Raw genomic sequence first — 22,701 nt, 5'->3', positions numbered from 1 at the left:
CCTAGCTCTCGATTCCCGGGAACTTCAGAAACACGGTTTCGTCCTCGCCCTGCAGGCGAATGTCGTGGTGCAACGACCCGTCGTCACGTCGGGTGGCAATGAGGGTTCTGCGGCGGTCCGCTGGCAGGGACCGCAACAGCGGATCCGCAGCCAACGCTTCGTCGTCCTCCGGAAGGTAGACGCGTGTGAAAAGGCGGTTGAGGAGACCACGCGCGAACACCACCATCAGGAAGTACGGTGCGTGACCGCGGCCTGTGGCCCCGGGATCGACCGTCGTGAAATTGTACGTCCCCAATCGGTCCACGGCGTGGCGCCCCCATCCGGTGAAGGTGAATCCGTCACGGTTCAGCGACCCCGTCTCGAAAGGAATATTCCCGTTTTCGTCGGCTTGCCAGATCTCGATCATCGCGTCGGGGACGACCTCGCCCTCCCCGTCGAATATTTGACCGAAGAGGCGCACGGAATCCGGACGCGACTGACTCACGAGCTCATTGCCGCCTCGATAAGGCAGGCCCATTTCCTCGTGAGCCGTCGCGTATCCGAAGAAAGGTCCGATCGTCTGTCCGGGCGTCGGTGTGAGGTCCTCAGGCGCCTCGTCAACGGGTTGGCCGTAGCTGACAGGAATTGCGGTTTTCTCGCGGTTCATCACTCTGCATCCTCCGGTTCCATCCAGGTGCGGTTGCTGCCACCCAGTACGATGTCCCAGTTGTAGCCCAGCAGCCATTCATGTTCGGATACGCCGTGGTCGTAGGTTGCGACCAAGCGTTCGCGTGCCTTCGGATCGACAATGGACTGATATATCGGGTCCAGGGCAAAGAGCGGATCTCCCGGGAAATACATCTGCGTGATCATGCGCTGTGTGAAATCTGTACCGAACAACGAGAAATGAACATGCGCGGGTCGCCAGGCGTTGCGGTGGTTCTTCCAGGGGTAAGGTCCCGGTTTGATGGTTGTGAATTCGTAGGAGCCGTCCTCACCAGTGATGCATCGCCCGACCCCGGTGAAGTTCGGGTCAATCGGCGCCGGATGCTGATCGCGCTTGTGAATGTACCGACCCGCGGCATTGGCCTGCCAAATCTCCACGAGTTGATGGCGCACGGGACGTCCGGCCGAATCCATGACCCGGCCGCGGATCTTGATCCTCTCACCAATGGGCTCGCCCCCGCCCTGAATCGTCAAATCGGATTCCAGCTCGTGTATGTCACGATGGCCGAATGCCGGCGAGGTCAGCTCGATCAGTTCCGGATCGGTGTGATGCAGGTCCTTGGTCGGGTGCCGCAGGACCGAACTGCGATACGGCGCATAGTCGAGTCGCGGCTGGCTTTCCTCCGCTCCCGATGATTGGTACTGGTCCTTTTGTTCCCGAACTTGCCGGTTGATGAAGTCTTGGCTGTCCGCAGCGGCGTCGGGGTTCGTCACCGTCCGTTCGGTGAAGTTTTCTTCGTCCAGATTTTTCTCGGCGTGGTCTTCGACCGCCATGTCGATCTCCCTTCCGCAACGGGTGTGATGCATAACCCGTTCAGTGGTCAATCTACCGGCTGCCCGTTCGTAATGTGACTCGGCGTACGCAATGCGAACGGGTGCACAACACCTTGTGAAAGCTCGATTCGCTGTCCGTGGTCTGGAAGCCCTGACACAACGACGATGGCCGGCCCTCTCCATCGGGAGAGAACCGGCCGTCGTCAAGCGTGGGGCGGACTCAGCCGCTCACGTGCGTTTTATATTCAGTTGCTGCCGAAATCGTAGTCATCCAAAGGGATGGCCTGGAACTCGGCCGCCACGGAGGAGTCGTTCTCGGCCGCGTAGCTGAAATCACCGAACCCGGTCGAGTTGGCGTACAGCTTCTCGCGAGCTTCCTCGGTCGGCTCGACCTCGATGTTGTTGTAACGATCGAGACCGGTACCGGCCGGGATGAGCTTACCGATGATCACGTTCTCCTTGAGACCGACCAAGGGATCCGACTTGCCCTCCATCGCGGCCTGGGTCAGGACGCGAGTGGTCTCCTGGAAGGAGGCCGCGGAGAGCCACGAATCCGTCGCCAGCGAAGCCTTGGTAATACCCATGAGCTCCGGACGACCAGCCGCGGGACGCTGCTGGTTGACCATGGCCTTCTTGTTGGCCTGCTGGAATGCGACGGTCTCCACGAGCTCACCCGGAAGCAAGGAAGTGTCTCCCGACTCGATGACCGTGATACGACGTGTCATCTGGCGGATGATGACTTCCACGTGCTTGTCGTGGATGCCCACACCCTGAGACCGGTACACACCCTGGACCTCGTCCACCAGGTGCTTCTGCGCCTCGCGGGGACCGCGAATACGCAGAACTTCCTTCGGATCCACGGCGCCGGAGACCAGCTGCTGGCCGACCTCCACGCGGTCGCCGTCTTCAATGAGCAGACGCGCACGGCGGAGGATCGGGTAGGCAATCGCCTCGTCGTCCTTGTTGTCCGGGGTCACGATGATCTTGAGAGCCTTGTCCGTGTCCTCGATCGACACACGGCCTGCGATCTCGGAGATCGGCGCGACGCCCTTCGGGGTACGAGCCTCGAAGAGCTCCTGAATACGAGGCAGACCCTGCGTAATATCCTCTGCCGAAGCAACACCACCAGTGTGGAAGGTACGCATGGTCAGCTGGGTACCGGGCTCGCCAATGGACTGGGCGGCGATAATGCCGACGGCCTCGCCGATGTCCACCAGGTTTCCGGAAGCCATCGAACGGCCATAGCATTTTGCGCACACGCCGACCGCAGACTCGCACGTCAGTACCGAGCGAACGCGAACGTTCTGAATGCCCGCCTTGTACAGCGTCCGGATCACGGTGTCCGACACGTCATCGCCCGCGTTGGCTAGAACGTTTCCGTCCTCGTCCTTCACATCGACCGCAAGAATACGACCGTGGATCGAGTTCTCGACGTCCTCGTGCAACATGACCGAGCCGGTGTCCTCGTCGATCTGGACGAGCGGCAGGTTCAGTCCGCGGCGCGTCTGGCAATCCAGCTCGCGGACGATGACGTCCTGCGAGACGTCGACCAGACGACGCGTCAAGTAGCCCGAGTTGGCGGTACGCAGCGCGGTATCCGCGAGACCCTTACGGGCACCGTGGGTAGCGATGAAGTACTCCAGAACCGACAAGCCCTCACGGTAGGAGGACTTGATCGGGCGGGGCATGATCTCGCCGCGGGTGTTGGCCACGAGACCACGGATACCCGCGATCTGGCGAACCTGCATCCAGTTACCGCGAGCTCCCGAAGACACCATGCGGTTGATCGTGTTGAGATCCGTCAAGTTGTCGCGCATGGCCTGGGCGACCTCGTCGGTCGCCTTGGTCCAGATGTCGATCAACTCGGAACGGCGCTCGTCGTCGTCGATCAGACCCAACTCGTACTGGCCCTGGATCTCGTCGGCCTGCTTCTCGTAACCGGCCATGATCTCCGGCTTGGCCGGAGGTGTCGCGATATCGGAGACCGCAACGGTCACGCCCGAGCGAGAAGCCCAGTAGAAACCGGTGTCCTTGAGGTTGTCCAAGGTGCGAGCGACGTCGACCATCGGGTAGTTCTCCGCCAGATCGTTGACGAGCTGGCCGAGCCCCTTCTTGTCAGCGATGCCATGGAACCACGGGTAATCGGCAGGAAGGGTCTCGTTGAAGAGAACCTGACCGACGGTGCATTCGACCAGAACGGGCTGACCCTGTTCCCAACCCTCGGGAGCTTCCCATCCTTCGTACGGGACGAAGTCATCGAGCACGATCTTCACGCGTGAGTTCAGGTGAATCTCTTTGCGTTCCATGGCCATGAGCGCTTCGGCCAAGGACGAGAACGCGTGGCCCTCGCCCTTTTCGCCTTCGCGCACCGTGGTCAAGTGGTAAAGACCGATGATCATGTCCTGGGACGGAACCGCCACGGGACGACCGTCGGAGGGCTTGAGGATGTTGTTCGAGGACAGCATCAGAACACGCGCCTCGGCCTGCGCCTCGGGGCTCAGCGGCAGGTGCACTGCCATCTGGTCACCGTCGAAGTCGGCGTTGAACGCGGAGCACACGAGCGGGTGCAGCTGGATGGCCTTGCCCTCGACGAGTTGCGGTTCGAATGCCTGAATACCCAAACGGTGCAGAGTCGGCGCGCGGTTCAGCAATACGGGATGCTCAGTGATGATCTCTTCGAGAACATCCCACACCTGCGGGCGGAAACGCTCGACCATTCGCTTGGCCGACTTGATGTTCTGAGCATGGTTCAGATCGACCAGGCGCTTCATCACAAACGGCTTGAAAAGCTCCAGGGCCATCTGCTTGGGCAAACCACACTGGTGCATCTTCAGCTGGGGCCCGACGACGATCACGGAACGACCCGAGTAGTCGACGCGCTTTCCCAAAAGGTTCTGACGGAAACGTCCCTGCTTGCCCTTCAGCATGTCGGACAGTGACTTCAGCGGACGGTTGCCAGGTCCGGTGACCGGGCGGCCGCGACGGCCGTTGTCGAACAGCGAGTCAACCGCTTCCTGGAGCATGCGCTTTTCGTTGTTCACGATGATCTCGGGGGCACCGAGATCCAGCAGGCGCTTGAGACGGTTGTTGCGGTTGATCACGCGACGATACAAATCATTGAGGTCTGAGGTCGCGAACCGGCCGCCGTCCAGCTGGACCATCGGGCGAAGCTCCGGGGGAATGACCGGAACCGCGTCGAGGACCATGCCCAAAGGCGAGTTGTTGGTCGTCAGGAATGCGTTGATGACCTTGAGGCGCTTGAGCGCACGGGTCTTCCGCTGCCCCTTGCCGTTCTGGATGATGTCGCGCAGCGCTTCCGCTTCGCCGGCCATGTCGAAGTTCTCGAGACGGTTCTTGATGGACTCGGCGCCCATCGACCCCTCGAAGTACATGCCGTACTTGTCGACCATGGAACGGTAGAGCGCCTCGTCGCCCTCGAGGTCGCTGACCTTGAGGCTCTTGAAGCGGTCGAAGACCTGATCCATGTGTGCGATCTCGGCATCGACACGCTTGCGCACCTGCGCCATCTGGCGCTCCGAGGAGTCGCGCAGCTTCCGCTTCTCGGCGGCCTTGCCGCCTTCGGCCTCGATACGGGCAAGTTCTTCCTCGGTTTCCTTCGCGATTGCCGCAATATCGGCGTCGCGCTCGGTCTCGAGAGCTTTCTTGTCCTTGTCGTGTGCCGCCTGGAGATTAGGCAGATCGTCGTGACGACCTTCCTCATCGACCCAGGTGATCATGTAGGCGGCGAAGTAGATGATCTTCTCGAGATCCTTCGGCGCCAAGTCGAGCAAGTAGCCGAGGCGTGAAGGAACGCCCTTGAAGTACCAAATGTGTGTCACGGGCGCGGCCAATTCGATATGGCCCATACGCTCACGACGCACCTTGGCACGAGTCACCTCGACGCCGCAGCGCTCACAGATGATGCCCTTGAAGCGCACGCGCTTGTACTTGCCGCAGTAGCATTCCCAGTCGCGGGTCGGACCGAAGATCCGCTCGTCGAACAGGCCTTCTTTCTCCGGCTTCAGGGTTCGGTAATTGATGGTCTCAGGCTTTTTGACCTCACCGTATGACCAGTTTCGGATGTCTTCCGCGGTGGCCAGGCCAATCCGCATCAGGCCAAGTGAAGATTCGTTGGACATGGGGTCCTTTTCTCTCAAAAACTCTTGAAGGATCTGGTGTGGATGAGTGAGATTTAGACTTCCTCAACCGAGCTGGGCTCGTTGTGGGAGAGGTCAATACCCAATTCATCTGCAGCCCGGAATCCTTCATCCTCCGAGTCGCGCATTTCGATCGCATTGCCTTCGGTCGAGAGAACCTCGACGTTCAAGCACAGAGACTGCATTTCCTTGATGAGCACCTTGAAGGACTCGGGAACACCCGGTTCTGGGATGTTGTCGCCCTTCACGATGGCCTCGTAGACCTTGACGCGTCCGTGGACGTCGTCGGACTTGATGGTCAGGATTTCCTGCAGGGTGTAGGCGGCGCCGTACGCCTCGAGTGCCCACACCTCCATCTCGCCGAAACGCTGTCCGCCGAACTGAGCCTTACCGCCCAGCGGCTGCTGGGTAATCATCGAGTAAGGACCGGTCGAGCGGGCGTGGATCTTGTCGTCCACCAAGTGGTGCAGCTTGAGGATGTACTGGTAACCCACCGAGATCGGCTCCGGGAAGGGTTCGCCGGTACGACCGTCGAACAAGAGTGCCTTGCCCGAACGGTCGATGAGACGTTCACCGTCGCGGTTCAGATTGGTGTGATCCAGCAGGTCGAAGATTTCCTCTTCATCCGCACCGTCGAACACCGGGGTTGCAACCTTGGTCGGGCCGGATTCCTTGGGGAAATTCGGCAGGTTGTCCAGCCACTCAGGGTTGCCCTCGATCTTCCAGCCCTGCTGGGCCAGCCAACCGGTGTGGACCTCGAGGACCTGACCGATGTTCATACGTCCGGGCACACCCAGCGGGTTCAGGATCACGTCGACAGGAGTTCCGTCGGCCATGAACGGCATGTCTTCGACCGGCAGGATCTTGGAGATGACGCCCTTGTTGCCGTGACGGCCGGCGAGCTTGTCGCCGTCGGTGATCTTGCGCTTCTGAGCCACATAGACGCGGACGAGCTGGTTGACTCCGGGAGGCATGTCCTCATCGTCTTCGTCCCGGTCGAACACGCGAACGCCAATGACCGTACCGGACTCGCCGTGCGGAACCTTCAAGGAAGTATCGCGAACTTCACGAGACTTCTCGCCGAAGATCGCGCGCAACAGGCGCTCTTCCGGTGTCAACTCGGTCTCGCCCTTGGGCGTGACCTTGCCGACCAGGATGTCGCCGGCCTCGACCTCGGCACCGATGTGGATGATGCCTCGCTCGTCGAGAGCCGAGAGGACGTCCTCGGAGACGTTCGGGATGTCGCGGGTGATCTCTTCCGCGCCCAGCTTGGTATCGCGGGCATCGATCTCGTGCTCCTCGATGTGAATCGAGGTAAGAACATCCTCGGAGACCATGCGCTGGGACAGAATGATCGCGTCCTCGTAGTTGAGGCCTTCCCAGGACATGTAAGCGACCAGCAGGTTCTTGCCGAGAGCCAATTCGCCCTGATCAGTCGACGGACCATCGGCGATCAGACCGCGAGCACCCACGCGGTCCCCCTCGGAAACGACAACACGGTGGTTGTAGCAGTTGCCCGGGTTGGAGCGCAGGAACTTGGCGATCGGGTACGACGTCGTGGTGCCGTCATCGTTGGCGATGACGACCATGTCGGCCGAGACCTCGCGAACAACACCGGCCTTTTGGGCCAGCACGGAATCGCCGGAGTCCATCGCGGCGTAGCCTTCCATGCCGGTGCCGACGATCGGGGATTCCGATTCGAGCAGCGGCACGGCCTGACGCTGCATGTTGGCACCCATGAGGGCGCGGTTGGCGTCGTCGTGTTCGAGATACGGGATCAGTGACGTACCAACCGACACCATCTGGCGTGGGGAAACGTCCATGTACTGGACATCGTCGGCCGGCTTGGCCTCGGCCTCGCCGGAACCGTCCGAGGCACGGCACAGCACGTATTCCTCGACGAAGTGCTGGTCATCGGTCAACGGCGCGTTGGCCTGAGCGATGATCTTGCCCTTCTCGTCGTCCGCGGTCAGGTAGACAACCCTCTCGGTCACCTTGCCGTTGATGACCTCGCGGTACGGGGTCTCGATGAAGCCGAACGGGTTGATGCGCGCGAAGGTCGCGAGTGAGCCGATAAGGCCGATGTTCGGGCCTTCAGGAGACTCGATCGGGCACATGCGTCCGTAGTGGGACGGGTGCACGTCGCGGACCTCCATGCCCGCACGGTCACGGGACAGGCCGCCGGGGCCGAGGGCGTTGAGACGACGCTTGTGCGTCAGTCCAGCCAACGGATTGTTCTGGTCCATGAACTGCGAGAGTTGCGAGGTGCCGAAGAATTCCTTGATGGAGGCGACGACGGGGCGGATGTTGATCAGGGTCTGCGGCGTGATGGCCTCGACGTCCTGAGTGGTCATGCGCTCACGAACCACGCGCTCCATGCGGGACAGACCCGTGCGGATCTGGTTCTCGATCAGCTCGCCGACCGCACGGATGCGGCGGTTGCCAAAGTGATCGATGTCGTCGGTGTCGACCAGGATGTCCTGCTCAACGCCGTCGCGCTTGCCCTTGATGGACTTGCCACCGGCGTGCAGGGTCACGAGGTAACGAATCATCGCGACGATGTCTTCCTGGGTCAGGACCGAGGAATCGTTGTCGCCAATGGGCTTGTCCACGCCGAGCTTGCGGTTGATCTTGTAACGACCGACCTTGGCCAGATCGTAACGCTTCGGGGTGAAGTACATGTTGTCGAGCAGCGACTGGGCCGCGTCGACCGTCGGCGGCTCACCCGGGCGAAGCTTCTTGTAGATATCGATGAGAGCTTCGTCGCGAGTCTCGACCGTGTCCTTCTCGAGGGTTGCACGAATCGAATCGTACTCACCGAATTCCTCGAGAATCTTGGAGTCGGTCCAGCCGAGTGCCTTGAGCAGTACTGTCACGGACTGCTTGCGCTTGCGGTCCAGGCGCACGCCGACCTGATCGCGCTTGTCGATCTCGAGCTCGAACCAGGCACCGCGCGAGGGAATAATGCGCGCTGAGTAAATGTCCTTGTCCGAGGTACGGTCCACGGCCTTTTCGAAGTAGGCACCGGGCGAACGAACCAGCTGGGAGACGACGACGCGCTCGGAACCGTTGATCACGAACGTGCCGGACTCGGTCATGAGCGGGAAGTCACCCATGAACACGGTCTGCTGTTTGATCTCACCGGTTTCGTTGTTCATGAACTCGGCCTTGACATATAGCGGGGCCGAGTAGGTGGCATCACGATCCTTGCACTCCTCCATGGAGTACTTCGGATCAGCGAATTCCGGTTCCGAGAAGGACAGGGACATGGTGCCCTGGAAGTCCTCGATCGGTGAGATCTCTTCGAAGATCTCCGTCAGGCCGGAAACACGGGAAACGGAGTTGTCGTCGGTCTTGTCCGCTTCGGCAACGCGCTGAATCCAGCGGTCGTTGCCAACCAGACGATCGAAGCTCTCCGTCTGCAGGGCCAGCAGGTTGGGAACGCTGAGTGGTTCGTGAATCTTTGCGAATGAAATGCGTGAGGCGGAACCGTCGTGCGGGTTTCCCTCCGCTTGAGCGGCATCATAATTGGAGGTGCTCGAGGCGACCAAGATTGGATCCTTCCACAGACCTGTCTGTACACGAAGGCTTGCCCGGATCCACGGTTTCCCACGTTCCGGCGGGCGATCTTAGGCACACGAGGTTCGGCCCAGAAATGGGCGATCTCTGTGAGTCGGTGGTCGTGGTTGCCTGGAAGCGTGAGCTGGATCCATCAGTTGTACCCACCGCTATATGAAGGCACAAAAATTTAGGGAAAGCGCAAATTTTTACTCTACACGGTTCCGGCAGTTCTGTCCACCCGCGATGGTGCCAGTTCGTCGCCGTAAGCTGGAAGCTCTGCTCGGTCGGCGACGGTGGCATCCGGCCGAATTGCCACCTCGAGGGGAATTCGCTCCGTCAGCACTCGACCACGTTGACGGCCAGACCGCCCTGAGAGGTCTCTTTGTACCTGTTGGACATGTCGACGCCGGTCTGCCGCATCGTCTCGATGACTTGGTCCAGGGAGACCCGGTGTTCCCCGTCTCCGCGCATCGCCATCTTCGCTGCGTTCACGGCCTTGGCCGCGGCCATGGCGTTCCGTTCGATGCAGGGGATCTGGACGAGACCACCGACCGGATCACAGGTCAACCCGAGATTGTGTTCCATCGCGATTTCGGCGGCGTTCTCGACCTGCTCGACGTTGCCACCGAGAACCTGCGCGAGCCCCCCGGCCGCAATCGACGAGGCCGAGCCCACTTCGCCTTGGCAACCGACTTCGGCCCCGGAGATCGACGCGCGTTTCTTGTACAGCGTTCCGACCGCGGACGCGGCGAGGAAGAAGTCGATAACCGCTTTCTCGCGGACTTTTTTCCCTCCGTGGCGGATCGCAGGAATGTAGTTCACCGCGTAGTGGAGCACCGCCGGCACGATTCCGGCCGCACCATTCGTCGGAGCCGTGACGACTTTGCCCCCGAAGGCGTTTTCCTCGTTGACCGCGAGCGCAATGAGATTGACCCAGTCGATCGCGTACTGCGGATCCTTGTTGGGATCTTCATCTAGCAGTTCCCGATGCCAGCGCTGGGCCCGGCACCGGACCTTGAGGGCACCTGGCAGATACCCGATGCGCGTCAGCGAGGATCCGATGCATTCACGCATGACGCGGTAGATCCGAAGGATCCCGGCCTCGACGTCCTCGCGAGAACGCGCCGTCATCTCGTTGGCCATCTTGAGTTCCGCAATCGAAATGCGTGCCTCGTTGGCTTGTGAGATCAATTCCTCGGCGGAGTCGAACGCGTACGGAACGTCCGTGAGGCTGTCTCCCCCGGCGGCCTCTTCTCCTTCTTCGATCACGAATCCGCCGCCCACGGAAAAGTACGTCCTCTCGTCCAGCATCAGCCCGTCCGCGTCAGTCGCGGTGAATCGAATGCCGTTGGTGTGCCGTTCCAGGACGGTCAGCGGCCGCAGCACCATCGCCGCTTCGCTGACCTCGACCTCGGGTCCGGATACCAAGAGGTCCCGGCCGGCCTCGGACGGGGCCACCTCGGGGCCGAATCCAGCGAGCACGAGTTTTCCGGTTGCCTGGTTCTCGGAAACTAGCCTTTCCGCCTCTGCGACGTCAATGGTCTCCGGGACCCAACCCACGAGTCCCTTGACGACCGCGGACATGGTTCCGTGTCCTGCGCCGGTTGCGGCCAAGGAACCGTAGAGGTCGACCTTGACCCCTGCGACCTCGTCGAGGCGGCCGGCACCGATCAGTTCGGTGACGAATCGGTTGGCAGCCCTCATAGGCCCCACGGTGTGGGAGCTCGAGGGACCCACACCGATGCTGAACAGGTCGAAAATGCTGATATCGGTGGTGCTTTTCATGGCCTTCCACACCTCCCCTGGTACTTGTGCTCCGGCGGAACCGGAAGTCACGGAATCTATTTCGATCGGCTGTAGAACGGCAGTTCCACGACCTCGAAATCATTGGATTTTCCGCGGATGTCGACCGCGATGGTTGTTCCCACGTCGGCTTGTCGGGCCTCGACGAAAGCCAGCGCTACAGGGTAGCCCAGGGTCGGCGACGGAATCCCGGAGGTGACTTCCCCGATCTCCCGACGATCGTCCCCATCGCCTTCGATCAGGGTCGAACCGGCACGTGCGGGCCGTTTGGACAGGCCTTTGAGCCCGACGAGTACCCGATGGTCTGCGTCCTCTGCGGCGCTTTTCGCCTTCTCCAACGCGCTCTTGCCGACGAAGTCCGCCTTGCTCTTGAGCGCGCTGTCGACCATTCTTCCCAATCCCGAGGTATAGGGAGAGATATCGGCTCCGAGCTCGTGGCCGTAGAGCGGCATGCCCGCTTCCAGTCGCAAGGAGTCGCGGGCAGCCAGGCCCGCAGGCACGACCCCTTTGTCCTGCCCCGCCTCTTGGAGAAGTTTCCAAAGGACCTCGGCCGACTCATTGGGTACGTACAGTTCGAATCCGTCCTCACCCGTGTACCCGGTGCGGGCGAGCAGAACGTCGACGCCGCCCACGGTCGCGGGCGCGGACGCATAATACTTGAGTCCGGAAAGTTCTGTGCCCCCGTCGGCGAGGTGGAGTTCATCGAGGACATTCTCCAGGACTTCGGCCGCAACGGGTCCCTGCAATGCAACGAGCGAGGTGGCCGCGGTTTCTTCGTGGACGCTCGCATCGAATTCGGTTCCACGGACGGTGAACTCGCGGAGGACGGCGTCCGCATTGGAGGCGTTGGGAACGACGAGGTATTCCTCCTCGGCCACACGATACGTAATGAGGTCATCGACCAACCCGCCTTGTTCATTGGCCATCACGGAGTACTTCGCGCGGCCGACGGTGAGCTTGGAGAAGGAAGAGACCAGCGCATAGTCGAGAAGCGCGGAGGCATCTGGGCCCGTGATCCGTATTTCGCCCATGTGGGACAGGTCGAAAAGACCGGCGGCCTCTCGAACCGCTTTGTGTTCGGCGACGTCGTTGTCGTACTTCAGCGGCATTTCCCAACCGCCGAAGTCGGTGAAGGACGCACCGAGGGCTTCGTGAACGCCGTACAGGGCCGTCTTGCGGGGGCTTTCGGGGTTCGGAATGTAGTCCTGGTTCTGAATCGTCATGGCAATGCTCGTTTCTCTTCAGGAGTGGTTACTCGGAGGTGGATTCGGCACTCGTTGCTTCGAGGTCGAAGGCCTCGATCGGAGGGCATTCGCAGACGAAATTGCGGTCGCCCGCTGTACCGTCGATTCGGCCGACCGGTGCCCAGTATTTGTGGCGACGCAAGCTCGTCACGGGGTAACCGGCCTTCGAGCGTGAATATTCCCGATCCCACTCATCGGCCGAGAGCATCTCAGCCGTATGCGGCGCCAACCGCAAGACCGACTGCTCGGCGTCAACCTGTCCCTCGGCCACCTCGGTCATTTCGGCGTGGATTTGGGCCATTGCCTCGATGAACCGTTCAAGTTCCTCGAGGTCTTCGGACTCGGTGGGCTCGACCATGAGCGTCCCGGCCACGGGGAAGGCCAGCGTCGGAGCATGGAATCCGTAGTCGATGAGGCGCTTGCATACGTCCTCCGCGGTGATCCCCGAAGCTTGCGTCATGGGTCTGAGGTCCAAGATGCACTCGTGGGCAACCAAGCCGGACGGACCCGTGTACAGCACGGGGAAATATTCGTTGAGGCGTTTGGCCAGATAATTCGCGTTGAGGATCGCAACCTCGGCCGTTTGCCGAAGCCCCTCGCCGCCCGTCATCGCAATGTACATCCAGGAGATCGGAAGAACCCCCGCAGAACCGAAGAAGGCCTGCGAAACGGCCTCCACCCGCTTCGAGTCGGCGCCCGATTCAGCGTCGAGCTCGGCGGCATCGCCCGGCAGATACGGAGCCAGTTGTGAGGCCACGGCGACTGGCCCGACTCCCGGGCCGCCCCCGCCGTGCGGGATGCAGAACGTCTTGTGCAAATTGAGATGAGAGACGTCGCCGCCGAACTCGCCCGGAGCGGCGAGGCCCACCAAGGCGTTGAGGTTCGCGCCGTCGACATAGACTTGACCGCCTGCATCGTGGACCAGCTCACAAACCTGGGTCACGGTCTCCTCGAAGACGCCGTGGGTCGAGGGGTAGGTGATCATGATGCCAGCGAGCTGCTGTCTGTATTTGTCGATTTTGGCCTTCACATCGTCGACAAGGATCGATCCGTCTTCCGCAGTGGCCACCGAAACGACTTTCAGCCCCGCCATCACGGCCGAGGCCGCGTTGGTACCGTGCGCCGAGGCCGGAATCAGCACGACATCGCGCCCGGATTCTCCTCGGTCACGGTGGTAATCGCGGATTGCCTGAAGGCCCGCGTACTCACCTTGTGATCCGGCATTCGGCTGGAGCGAGACGGCCGAGTACCCAGTAATGGCGGTCAGCCAGTCCTCGAGGTTCTTGATCAGCTCGAGCCAGCCCTGAGCCTGGTCTCTGGGCGCGAGCGGATGAATATTCGCAAACTCGGGCCATGAGATGGGTTCCATCTCCGAAGCAGCGTTGAGCTTCATGGTGCAGGAGCCCAAGGGAATCATCGTGCGGTCCAGAGCGAGATCCTTGTCGGAAAGCTCCCGAAGGTAACGCATCATTGAGGTCTCACTGCGGTGACTGTGGAAAGTGGGATGGCTCAGGTAGTCGTCCTGGCGCAGCGACTCAGCGGGCAGGTCGAACTCCCCCGGCGCATCCGAAGGAGCGGAGCCGAACGCGGACAGCACCGCGTCGAGCTGCTCAAAAGTATGAGGTTCTCCGAGGCTGATGCCTACGCGATCGGCATCGACCCTGCGGAGGTTTATGCCCTTGTCCAAGGCGGAGGCCACGACGTCATCCGCACGGCCGGGAACAACCGCCGTCACGGTATCGAAGAAGACCCGATGAGCCAGCTCGATCCCTCCGGCTTCGAGTCCCGCGGCGAGGTAGGCGGCCTTGTCGTGGATTTCCTCCGCAATCCGACGCAGTCCTTCCGGACCGTGGTACACCGCGTATGCGCCGGCGACGATTGCGAGCAGCGCCTGCGCTGTACAGATATTCGACGTCGCCTTCTCGCGTCGGATGTGCTGCTCGCGGGTTTGCAGCGACAAGCGATACGCAGGACGACCGGTTGCGTCGGTGCTGACTCCGACCAACCGCCCGGGAAGCGAGCGCTCCAGCCCCCGGCGAATCGCGATGAACGCAGCGTGCGGTCCGCCGAAGAAGAGAGGCACTCCGAAACGCTGGGAACTGCCGATCGCAATATCGGCCCCCTGGGATCCCGGCGACGTGAGTAGAGCGAGCGCGAGGGGGTCCGTCGCGATCGTGACCAGAGCATTGCGCTCGTGTGCCATCTCGACGAGGTCGGTGTTGTCGATAATCTGCCCGTCCGCACCGATCTGCGCGGCGAGGACCCCGCACAGTTCGCCGTCCGGCAGCCCTTCCGAAAGGTCGGTCGTGACGATGTCGATCCCGAGGGTAGACGCCCGGCCTTCGATAATTCGCAGAGTCTGAGGCAGCAACCGCGAATCCACGACGACCTTGCCGGCCTTGACCTTGCGGTTGGCCCGGCGCATCATGACCACGGCTTCGGCTGCGGACGTGGACTCGTCCAGCATTGAGGCGTTGGCGATGTCCATCCCCGTAAGGTCCATGATCGCGTTCTGGAAATTCAGCAAGGCCTCGAGGCGACCTTGAGAGATTTCCGGCTGATACGGGGTGTACGAGGTATACCAACCCGGATTTTCCAGGATATTGCGACGAAGGACGGCTGGGGTGATGGTCTCTGAATACCCTTGACCGATCATTTGGACCTTGACCTGATTGCGGTCGGCGAGGCACCTGATGCGTGCGGCGGCCTCGTGCTCGCTCAGGGCTTCGGGTAGTCCGGGCAGTTCGAGTGATGCGGATTTACGGATAGAACCGGGAACCGCGGCATCAGCCAGGGCGTCCAGGGATTCGAAGCCGAGCTCCTCGAGCATCGAGGTGACGTCTGCGGTACGGGGGCCAAGGTGGCGATCGAGGAAGGACATGATCTCTCCGGGGTCGGCGGAACTATCCTCCCCGCTCTGTGCCTTGACCTGAGAGTTTTCAGCCGCGGAATCTCACGCGGCCTTGCCCCTTCGGCGGGACCATGGAGCCCCTTTCCAGAGTTGCCTGGCACTACGGTTCATTGGCCTGAGAGTTTCCCGGGGAGGGTTTGCTCCTTCGGCGCCCGGTCCAGCCGAGGCTCTCCCGCAGTGCTTGAGCGGCAATTTTCCTTAAGTGTGCCACATCCCACGGGCACGGGCGAACATCGGCCCCCGGCATCGTCGAGGTGGCGCTCTGACAAGGGAAGAAGCCCTTTTTCTCGCAAGACTGCCGTCTCGTGGCCCAGTGACGATGTGGTCCACTAGCCGGATCTGGATAGCAACGTTATGTTTGTCACCATGAAGTCAATTACCAGCTTGATCCCAGCTCGTCTGGACCGCCTGCCGTGGAGCACATTCCACACCATGGTGATCGTTGGTCTGGGAACCGCATGGATTCTCGACGGTCTCGAAGTCCAGATCGTCGCGGCCAATGGCTTCGCGCAGACCCTCAACATGTCCACGACCCAGATCACCGGGGCGGCCACTGCTTACCTCTTGGGTCAGGTCCTGGGCTCGCTGTTCTTCGGCGCTCTGACCGATCGGATCGGTCGGAAGAAGCTTTTCATCCTGACGCTTGCGGTCTACCTGATCGGTTCGGGCATTGCAGGACTCTCCTTCGCCCCGTGGTTCCTCTATATCTGGCGGTTCGTGGCAGGCGCCGGCATCGGCGGCGAGTACAGCGCGATCAATGCCACTATCGACGAACTGATCCCGGCGAAATATCGAGGTCGCGTGGACCTGATCGTTAATGGGACCTACTGGGGCGGTGTGATGATCGGGGCGATCGCGACGATCTTCCTGCTGGATCCCAACCTCTTCCCGATCGACTGGGGCTGGCGCATAGGGTTCTTCATCGGCCCGGTGCTGGGACTGATCCTCATCTTGATACGTCGCCACATCCCGGAATCCCCGCGCTGGATGCTGACACACGGGCACGGTGAACAAGCCGAATCGGTTGTGGATGGCATCGAGGACGATGTCCGCTCTCGCGGTCGGGAGATCCCAGAGGTCGACGAGAGCAAGGCTTTGCGGATCAAGCCCGAAGAGAAGCTGCCGTTGAAGTCACTCGCCCACGTGTTCCTCAAGCAATATCCGACTCGCACGGTCCTGGGTATCACTTTGATGGTGACACAGTCCTTCCTCTACAACGCGATCTTCTTCACCTATGCGATCGTGCTGGAGACTTTCTACGGGGTGAGCCACTCGGCGGCCGGCAAGTACATGATCCCGTTCGCACTCGGGTCGCTCCTGGGGCCAATCCTGCTGGGGCGACTTTTCGACACGATCGGGCGCCGCAAAATGATTTTCGGAACCTATGGACTCGCTGCGGTGATACTGGCTGCTTCCGCGATCTTGTTCTCCATGAACGTCTTGGGACCGATCACTCATACGATCTTCTGGTGCGTGGCCTTTTTCTTCGCGAGCGCCGGCGCCTCGGCCGCATACCTGACCGTCTCGGAGATCTTCCCGATCGAAGTTCGTGGCCAGGCGATCAGTTACTTCTTCTCGATCGCGCAGGTCGCCGGCGCGGTCGCCCCACTCATTTACGGTGTTCTCATCGGCACCGGCGAGCACCGCGGGCCTTTGGTCTGGGGTTATCTCATGGGCGCGGTAATCATGATGGCTGGGGGCTTGGTCGCGTGGTTCCTCGGCGTCGATGCCGAGAACAAAGGGCTGGAAGACGTGGCAGAGCCCCTGACCAAGGAAGTCCCGACGGTCCACCCCTAGGGGACGAGGGTCGGCATCGGACTGTGGCGTGCTTTTCGGGCCATCGCACGATCCGATATGCCCGCCGTAACCCGGTTCACGCACGCCCTGGTCTTACAGGCCTACCCAGTCGACCGTTCCGTCGTCCAAAAGCTGTTCTTTCCAGATCGGCACTTCCGCTTTGACCGTATCTGCCATGTCTTCGCAGGCCCGAAAGGCGGTTCCGCGGTGAGCCGCGGCCGCCATGATCGTCAGAGCCGATTCGCCGATTTCCAAGGGACCGATCCGGTGAACTGCCCACAGCCTGACTTCGGGGTTCCGTGAGGAGACCTTCGCGGCCACCTCCCGCATCATCTCCCCGACCTGCGGATGCGCTGTATAGGTCAGCCCCTGGACACCACGTCCCTCGTCGTGGTCCCGGACGACGCCGTCAAAGACCACGAGGGCCCCCATGGCGCGGGTCAGGGTCGCCGACCGTGCTTGGCCCGCCAGCGGTTCGAGAGGTTCCTCGATCACATCGGCCCTGACCACGACGCCGGTTTGCTCGGCCACGTACGCCGGGTCCCTGGAATGTTCAGTGGTCATGACGATCCTCCAATTGATCCAGAACGTGCCGGTAGATTCCATCCAAAACAGCGATTCCATCCTTGACTCCGCCCGGGGAACCGGGAAGGGTCACCACAAAGCTGCGGCCGATCACTCCCGCGACGCCTCTCGAAAGGATCGCGGTCGGTGTCGCCTCGAGCCCCTTGCGCCACAAGGCATACATGACGCCCGGGATTTCGTAGTCCAGGTGCGGAGCGACCGCCTCAACCGTTCGGTCGTCGGAGCTCAGACCCGTGCCCCCGGATGTGATGATCAGCCGTGGCCTCGCGCGCTCATTGGCAACCGCCGTCTCGAAGACTTCCGCAAAGTGCGCGTCCTCGACCACCATCGGATCCGGACTCGAAAAGCCCTCGGAGCGCAACCAGTCGACCAATTTCACGCCCGAGCGGTCCTCGTAGACTCCTCGCGCCGCCCGAGTCGAGGCAACGAGCACCAGCGCCGTCCGTCCGGTCATCGGTCCTCCTCGATGGACCAGGAGCCGGATTTACCGCCCGACTTGGCCAGTACACGCATGTCGGTGATCGTGGCATGCTTGTCAACCGCTTTGATCATGTCGTACAGCGCGAGTGCGGCCGTACTGACTGCGGTCAGCGCCTCCATCTCGACGCCTGTCACTCCGCGGGTCTTGACCCTCGCCTTGATCCGGACGCCGTCCTCGAGACGATCGAAATCCACCGTGATCTTGCCCAGAGGCAAGGGATGACACAAAGGAATGAGGTCCGGGGTCTTCTTGGCACCCATGATTCCGGCTATTCGTGCCACGGGCAATGCGTCGCCTTTGGGAAGATCCGCGGCATATATGAGTCCGACGACGTCAGGGCGGGTCCGGACGGTGCCGACCGCGGTGGCTTCCCGACTCGTCTCCTCCTTGCCGGTCACGTCCACCATATGTGCCGAACCGTCGTCGCGGACGTGGGTCAACTGGTCGTTATGTTCTGTCATGAATTCTCCTCAAGGTGCTCCAGAGCCGGGGTCAACGGATGGACTCGTACGGCGGACCCGCGGGGCAAGTCAGCTTTCGGCGGCACTTCGATCAGGCAATTCGAGGCAACGGATTGCGCAAGCAGATGTGAGCCCGGTCCCCCGACGGCCTGGACCCAGAAGGTGGCGTCGTCGCGAGCTTTGAGGAGGCCACGTCTGAACTGAGTCTTTCCCTGAATACCACGAAGTCCCTGGGACACGAAGGCAGTGACCGGGTGCCGTTCGAGCGCTGCCTCCCACATACGGGCGGCCAAAGGAGCGACAAAGAGTCGGAAGGAGACGAGGGTACTCACAGGATTTCCCGGTAGCGCGACGACGGGGACACCGGCGAGCGCGGCATAGCCTTGGGGGCCGCCGGGTTGCTGAGCGACGTGTCCGAACCAGGCGTGGACCTCCGACTCCAGGACCTGTCGAACGACCTCGAATTTCCCGTGGCTAATGCCTCCGGAAGTCACGATAAGATCAGGCTGAACTCGTCTGGCGGCTTCCGTCAGGCGGGTACGCAGCTGGTCGGCGTCGTCGCCGGTCACGATTTTCTCGGCGACCTCCAGGCCGTACTCCTGGCACAGTGCCTCGAGCATTGGACCATTGGCATCCGGGATCTGGGCGTTGTCCAACGGCGCCGTCGAATCCGCGGAGACTTCTTCTCCCCCAGTACAGATCATCACCCGGGGCCGGGCCCATACCTCGACCGTCGCGATACCTTGGCTCGCCAGAACCCCGATGGCCTGGGCGCTGAGTGGTTTGCCCGCCGGGACGAGGGTTTCTCCCCGAACGAGGTCCGATCCGGCCATACGGAGGAACTGCCCGTTCGGGACGGCAGGAACCTGCAGGTGTTCTCCGGTGGCCACGAATTCAGTCGGATTACACTTTTCCACCGGCACGACGGCGGCCGTTCCCTTGGGCAGCTTGGACCCGGTCATGATCGGGCAGACGAGGTCGGCTCGATCCAACCCTCTGGGATAGTCGCGGGCGGGGTCGGTCCCCGCGGGCAATACGGGGCCGGCAACGAAAGTACGATCCTGTGACCGGTTCGCCTCGGCACTGAGCGCGTAGCCGTCCATCTGGGAGTTGTCGAACCGCGGCGAGTCCTCCGAGGCAATGACGGGAGCCGCGTGGATACGCCCATATGCCTTACCGAGAGCTAAATTTTCGCTCCGTGGGCTCGCCCCGAGGGATGCAACCAACCGGGTCAGAGCTGTCAGGTGCTCGCCCGGTGAACGCGGTGCCGAGTCATGCATAGGAGTTCCCCGCCTTTCGAACTTTTCCCAAGAATCTCGCGAGGAGCATCAACCCCACGACCAACAAGTACAGCGCCAGTAGCATGATGCAGCTGCCGAGTGCCGCGTCGACGTCGTTGGAACTGAGACCGATCTCTATGTTGAGCGGAATGGTCCTGGTCGTTCCTTCGATATTTCCGGCGAAGGTAATGGTCGCCCCGAACTCACCGAGCGCCCGCGCGAAACTCAGGAGACCAGCGGTCAGAAGTCCAGGCCCCGCCTGAGGCAGCAGGACCTTGCGAATGATCTCACCGCGCGTTGCCCCCTCGGTGGCCGCGATCTCCTCGTAGCGGCGAGGTATCGCGGAGAGCGCCGTCACCGCCGTCGAGACGAAGAACGGCATCGACACGAATACCTGGGCCAGAATCACGGCCCACGACGTGAATGCGATGGTCACATCCGCTTCGGCGAGTATCTTTCCGAACAGTCCGTTGCGACCCCAGAAGAACATCAGGGCCAAGCCGGAAACCACGGGCGAGAGCACCAACGGCGCATACACGATGAAGGCGATCGGGCCGCTGAATGCGGATGCGAGTCCTGCCGTCCCTATGCGGCCGGATTCATTGGTTCGAGGCCGGCCGGTGCGGGTCAGCATCAGCGACAACGGAATTCCGACGACGACGCAGCACACCGTGGAGACACAGGCCGTCGTGACCGATAGCTCGAGGGCTTCCATCGCGGAAGGCTCCGTCAGGAGGTGACCCGCCCGCGACCACGGGATCTTGACGATCAGTCCGACCAGCGGCCCCAGGACCAACAGCAGTGCGATCCCGGCCGGGACGTACATCCATGCCGGGAACGCATAATTCGAATTATTCGTCCGAGCCAAAGCCGTACTTCTCGAGGATCTGTTTGGCGTCATCGCTCTTGAGCCACTTGTAGAAGTCTTTGGCCTCGCCGTTCTTCTTGCCGGTATCCGTCAGGGCCGCAGGGTACTGATTGTTCTGAATTCCCTTGAGGTCGATCGTCGAGATGTCCTCGTTGTTCTTCTGCATGTTCAGCGCGTCCGTGGAGTACACGAATCCGGCGTCCACTTCTCCCTGGCTGACTTTGGTCGACACGGCCGATACATTGGCTTCTTGGCTCGCGTTGTCGAGTTTGACGCTCGCCGCATCCAGGGCTTGCTGGGCCAAGGTCCCGCACGGTACCTCGGCGGCACAGACTGCGACGGGTTTGTCCGCGGCATCCTGAATAGAATGGACATTGCCCGGGTTGCCGGGCGCAGTCACCAACTGCAGTGTATTAGTCGCGATCACGGACGTGTCGTGGGAATCCTTGAAGGCGTCGAGTTTAAGGGCCTTGTCCATGTTCTGCTGGTCTGCAGAGACGAATATGTCCGGGGAGGCTCCCTGGTCAATCTGCTGCACCAGTGCCGAGGAACCCGCGTAATTCCACTTGATATCCGTGTCGGAATGGCTTTCCTTGTACTTTGAGGCCAATTCGTCCCCCGCTTTGTTCAGCGAGGCCGCCGCGAAGACATTGATGGTCTTGTCGTCGGCGGAGCTCGAATCATTGGATTGGCCTCCACACCCGGTCAGGAGGATCAGGCCGACCGCGGACGTCGCGATGGCTCCTATCAGTCGGCCTCGACGGCCCCGCAGACGGGCCGAGTTCTGGACATCAGTGTTCCGGTGGGCTTTCATACTTCGTCCTCCATTGGGTGCTCGTCGTGGCCATGGCCCTGACAGCGAATGTACCGCAGCACGAGGGTCCGTTGGCGGTCTGTGGCGTGAAGCCAGCTCCGCGTCCCTCCGTTATAACTCGTAGTCAACGGATGATTCGGGAGGTTCGGCGAGTTTCCCGCAATCCGACAATCACGAGTACCGTGGGAACTGAACGCTCTACGCGAGGAGGCGGCATTGGGACTCTTGGAAGACCAGTGGGGACGTGTGGCCAATGATCTCCGGCTGTCCCTCATCGACAAATGCAACCTGCGGTGTACGTATTGCATGCCCGCGGAAGGCCTCGATTGGCTGGGGAAGAACGAACTCCTGAGCGCCTCCGAGGCGGTTCGGATTGCCGACATCGGCGTCAGACTCCTGGGTATTCGAGAGGTGCGCTTCACCGGTGGGGAGCCCTTGGTCAGGGCTGATCTGGCGAACATCATCGGTGATCTCCGCGGCCTTCATCCCGATCTGCCGATGTCGATCACGACCAACGGCATCGGTTTGGAAAAGAAAATCGACAAATTGGTTGACGCGGGTCTGAACCGTATTAACGTTTCCTTGGACACGGTCTGTCCGGAAACCTTCGCGAAGATCACCCGGCGAGATCGCCTGCCTCACGTTCTCAGGGGGCTCGAAGCCGCGGCTGCGGCGGGAATACACCCCATCAAAATCAACGCTGTCCTCATGCGTGGGGTCAACGACGATCAGGCCGGGGAATTGCTCGATTGGTCCCTTCGCCACGGCTTCCAGCTTCGTTTCATCGAACAGATGCCTCTCGATGCCGACCACGAGTGGACTCGCAGTGGCATGGTCACCGCAGGGGAAGTTCGAGAACGGATTTCCGAGGATTTCGAGCTGAGGCCGCAATCGGAGCCTCGCGGCTCCGCGCCGGCCGAATTATGGGACGTACGTCCCTTGGCGGCCCAGGGTTCGGAGGAAAAGGCCGACGTTCTCGGCCAGGTCGGGATCATCGCATCCGTGACCGAGCCCTTCTGCGAAGCCTGCAGCCGTACCAGAGTTACCGCGGACGGCAAGATCCGCAGTTGCTTGTTCTCCCACGAAGAGACGGATTTGATGGCCGCTCTGCGAGACGGGTCGAGCGACGAGCAGATAGCCGATATCTGGCGCGCGGCCATGTGGGCCAAACCCAAAGCCCACGGTCAGACCAAGGTCGGACTGGGTACACCAGGATTCGTCCAGCCCGACCGCAGTATGAGCGCGATCGGGGGCTGAGTA

General features: G+C 61.5%; 15 protein-coding genes and 2 riboswitches. Of the genes, 2 read left to right on the top strand and 13 right to left on the bottom strand.

Features of this window, described 5'->3' with window-relative positions; all coding sequences use genetic code 11:
* Position 1: 1 nt before the first annotated feature.
* From pcaG to gcvP, 7 genes are all read right to left on the bottom strand, one after another.
* Positions 2 to 646 (bottom strand): protocatechuate 3,4-dioxygenase subunit alpha, encoded by a 645-nt coding sequence (gene pcaG, locus EWR20_RS04240; RefSeq protein ID WP_129359292.1) that lies wholly within the window; start codon positions 644 to 646, stop codon positions 2 to 4.
* Complete coding sequence (pcaH, locus tag EWR20_RS04235; protein ID WP_129359290.1) at positions 646 to 1,479, bottom strand: protocatechuate 3,4-dioxygenase subunit beta; 834 nt, start codon at positions 1,477 to 1,479, stop codon at positions 646 to 648. Before pcaH ends, pcaG begins: the two co-directional genes overlap by 1 nt.
* A gap of 245 nt (positions 1,480 to 1,724) precedes the next feature.
* A complete protein-coding gene (locus tag EWR20_RS04230) occupies positions 1,725 to 5,618 on the bottom strand; it encodes a DNA-directed RNA polymerase subunit beta' (RefSeq protein WP_129359287.1) in 3,894 nt (1,297 codons plus the stop codon).
* A gap of 53 nt (positions 5,619 to 5,671) precedes the next feature.
* Positions 5,672 to 9,187, bottom strand: coding sequence for a DNA-directed RNA polymerase subunit beta (gene rpoB / locus EWR20_RS04225; RefSeq protein ID WP_129359285.1), 3,516 nt, complete (start codon positions 9,185 to 9,187; stop codon positions 5,672 to 5,674).
* 346 nt (positions 9,188 to 9,533) lie between these two features.
* Positions 9,534 to 10,982, bottom strand: a complete 1,449-nt coding sequence (locus EWR20_RS04220) for an L-serine ammonia-lyase (protein WP_129359283.1) — start codon at positions 10,980 to 10,982, stop codon at positions 9,534 to 9,536.
* Between the two features lie 56 nt (positions 10,983 to 11,038).
* Entirely contained in the window at positions 11,039 to 12,223 is a 1,185-nt protein-coding gene (gene gcvT / locus EWR20_RS04215) for a glycine cleavage system aminomethyltransferase GcvT (protein ID WP_129359282.1), read from the bottom strand.
* Positions 12,224 to 12,251: 28 nt separating this feature from the next.
* A complete protein-coding gene (gcvP, locus tag EWR20_RS04210) occupies positions 12,252 to 15,125 on the bottom strand; it encodes an aminomethyl-transferring glycine dehydrogenase (protein ID WP_129359280.1) in 2,874 nt (957 codons plus the stop codon).
* 26 nt (positions 15,126 to 15,151) lie between these two features.
* Positions 15,152 to 15,248, bottom strand: a riboswitch (glycine riboswitch).
* Positions 15,249 to 15,340, bottom strand: a riboswitch (glycine riboswitch).
* 181 nt (positions 15,341 to 15,521) lie between these two features.
* Between gcvP and EWR20_RS04205 the strand changes: the two genes are divergently transcribed.
* Positions 15,522 to 16,952: an MFS transporter gene (locus tag EWR20_RS04205; RefSeq protein ID WP_238147558.1), complete on the top strand. Its 1,431-nt coding sequence runs from the start codon at positions 15,522 to 15,524 to the stop codon at positions 16,950 to 16,952.
* 93 nt (positions 16,953 to 17,045) lie between these two features.
* On the opposite strand, the gene EWR20_RS04200 is transcribed toward EWR20_RS04205, so the two are convergent.
* The 6 genes from EWR20_RS04200 to modA are packed head-to-tail and all read right to left on the bottom strand — an operon-like array spanning position 17,046 to position 21,441.
* Positions 17,046 to 17,516: a molybdenum cofactor biosynthesis protein MoaE gene (locus tag EWR20_RS04200; protein ID WP_129359278.1), complete on the bottom strand. Its 471-nt coding sequence runs from the start codon at positions 17,514 to 17,516 to the stop codon at positions 17,046 to 17,048.
* Positions 17,506 to 17,991, bottom strand: a complete 486-nt coding sequence (locus EWR20_RS04195; RefSeq protein WP_129359276.1) for a MogA/MoaB family molybdenum cofactor biosynthesis protein — start codon at positions 17,989 to 17,991, stop codon at positions 17,506 to 17,508. Before EWR20_RS04195 ends, EWR20_RS04200 begins: the two co-directional genes overlap by 11 nt.
* A complete protein-coding gene (gene moaC, locus EWR20_RS04190; RefSeq protein ID WP_129359274.1) occupies positions 17,988 to 18,479 on the bottom strand; it encodes a cyclic pyranopterin monophosphate synthase MoaC in 492 nt (163 codons plus the stop codon). The genes EWR20_RS04195 and moaC overlap by 4 nt, the downstream gene beginning before the upstream one ends.
* Entirely contained in the window at positions 18,476 to 19,759 is a 1,284-nt protein-coding gene (locus EWR20_RS04185) for a molybdopterin molybdotransferase MoeA (RefSeq protein ID WP_129359272.1), read from the bottom strand. Before EWR20_RS04185 ends, moaC begins: the two co-directional genes overlap by 4 nt.
* Positions 19,752 to 20,627 (bottom strand): molybdate ABC transporter permease subunit, encoded by an 876-nt coding sequence (locus EWR20_RS04180; RefSeq protein WP_238147557.1) that lies wholly within the window; start codon positions 20,625 to 20,627, stop codon positions 19,752 to 19,754. Before EWR20_RS04180 ends, EWR20_RS04185 begins: the two co-directional genes overlap by 8 nt.
* Positions 20,611 to 21,441, bottom strand: a complete 831-nt coding sequence (gene modA, locus EWR20_RS04175) for a molybdate ABC transporter substrate-binding protein (RefSeq protein ID WP_129359268.1) — start codon at positions 21,439 to 21,441, stop codon at positions 20,611 to 20,613. Before modA ends, EWR20_RS04180 begins: the two co-directional genes overlap by 17 nt.
* A 216-nt stretch (positions 21,442 to 21,657) precedes the next feature.
* Between modA and moaA the strand changes: the two genes are divergently transcribed.
* On the top strand, positions 21,658 to 22,698 hold the full coding sequence (gene moaA / locus EWR20_RS04170) for a GTP 3',8-cyclase MoaA (RefSeq protein ID WP_238147556.1): 1,041 nt from the start codon (positions 21,658 to 21,660) through the stop codon (positions 22,696 to 22,698).
* Positions 22,699 to 22,701 lie beyond the last annotated feature (3 nt).

It is taken from the genome of Rothia uropygioeca, from assembly GCF_004136585.1.
Classification (GTDB): Bacteria; Actinomycetota; Actinomycetes; order Actinomycetales; family Micrococcaceae; genus Rothia.
The sequence above is the reverse complement of the archived record's forward strand: the minus strand, read 5'-3'. Positions and strand labels throughout refer to the sequence as shown.

What these genes read in the sequence shown, in the direction of transcription:
- pcaG (WP_129359292.1), bottom strand. Translation starts at nt 646, where the DNA reads ATGAACCGCGAGAAAACCGCAATTCCTGTCAGCTACGGCCAACCCGTT.
- pcaH (WP_129359290.1), bottom strand. Translation starts at nt 1,479, where the DNA reads ATGGCGGTCGAAGACCACGCCGAGAAAAATCTGGACGAAGAAAACTTC.
- EWR20_RS04230 (WP_129359287.1), bottom strand. Translation starts at nt 5,618, where the DNA reads ATGTCCAACGAATCTTCACTTGGCCTGATGCGGATTGGCCTGGCCACC.
- EWR20_RS04220 (WP_129359283.1), bottom strand. Translation starts at nt 10,982, where the DNA reads ATGAAAAGCACCACCGATATCAGCATTTTCGACCTGTTCAGCATCGGT.
- gcvT (WP_129359282.1), bottom strand. Translation starts at nt 12,223, where the DNA reads ATGACGATTCAGAACCAGGACTACATTCCGAACCCCGAAAGCCCCCGC.
- gcvP (WP_129359280.1), bottom strand. Translation starts at nt 15,125, where the DNA reads ATGTCCTTCCTCGATCGCCACCTTGGCCCCCGTACCGCAGACGTCACC.
- EWR20_RS04205 (WP_238147558.1), top strand. Translation starts at nt 15,522, where the DNA reads ATGAAGTCAATTACCAGCTTGATCCCAGCTCGTCTGGACCGCCTGCCG.
- EWR20_RS04200 (WP_129359278.1), bottom strand. Translation starts at nt 17,516, where the DNA reads ATGACCACTGAACATTCCAGGGACCCGGCGTACGTGGCCGAGCAAACC.
- EWR20_RS04195 (WP_129359276.1), bottom strand. Translation starts at nt 17,991, where the DNA reads ATGACCGGACGGACGGCGCTGGTGCTCGTTGCCTCGACTCGGGCGGCG.
- moaC (WP_129359274.1), bottom strand. Translation starts at nt 18,479, where the DNA reads ATGACAGAACATAACGACCAGTTGACCCACGTCCGCGACGACGGTTCG.
- EWR20_RS04185 (WP_129359272.1), bottom strand. Translation starts at nt 19,759, where the DNA reads ATGCATGACTCGGCACCGCGTTCACCGGGCGAGCACCTGACAGCTCTG.
- modA (WP_129359268.1), bottom strand. Translation starts at nt 21,441, where the DNA reads ATGAAAGCCCACCGGAACACTGATGTCCAGAACTCGGCCCGTCTGCGG.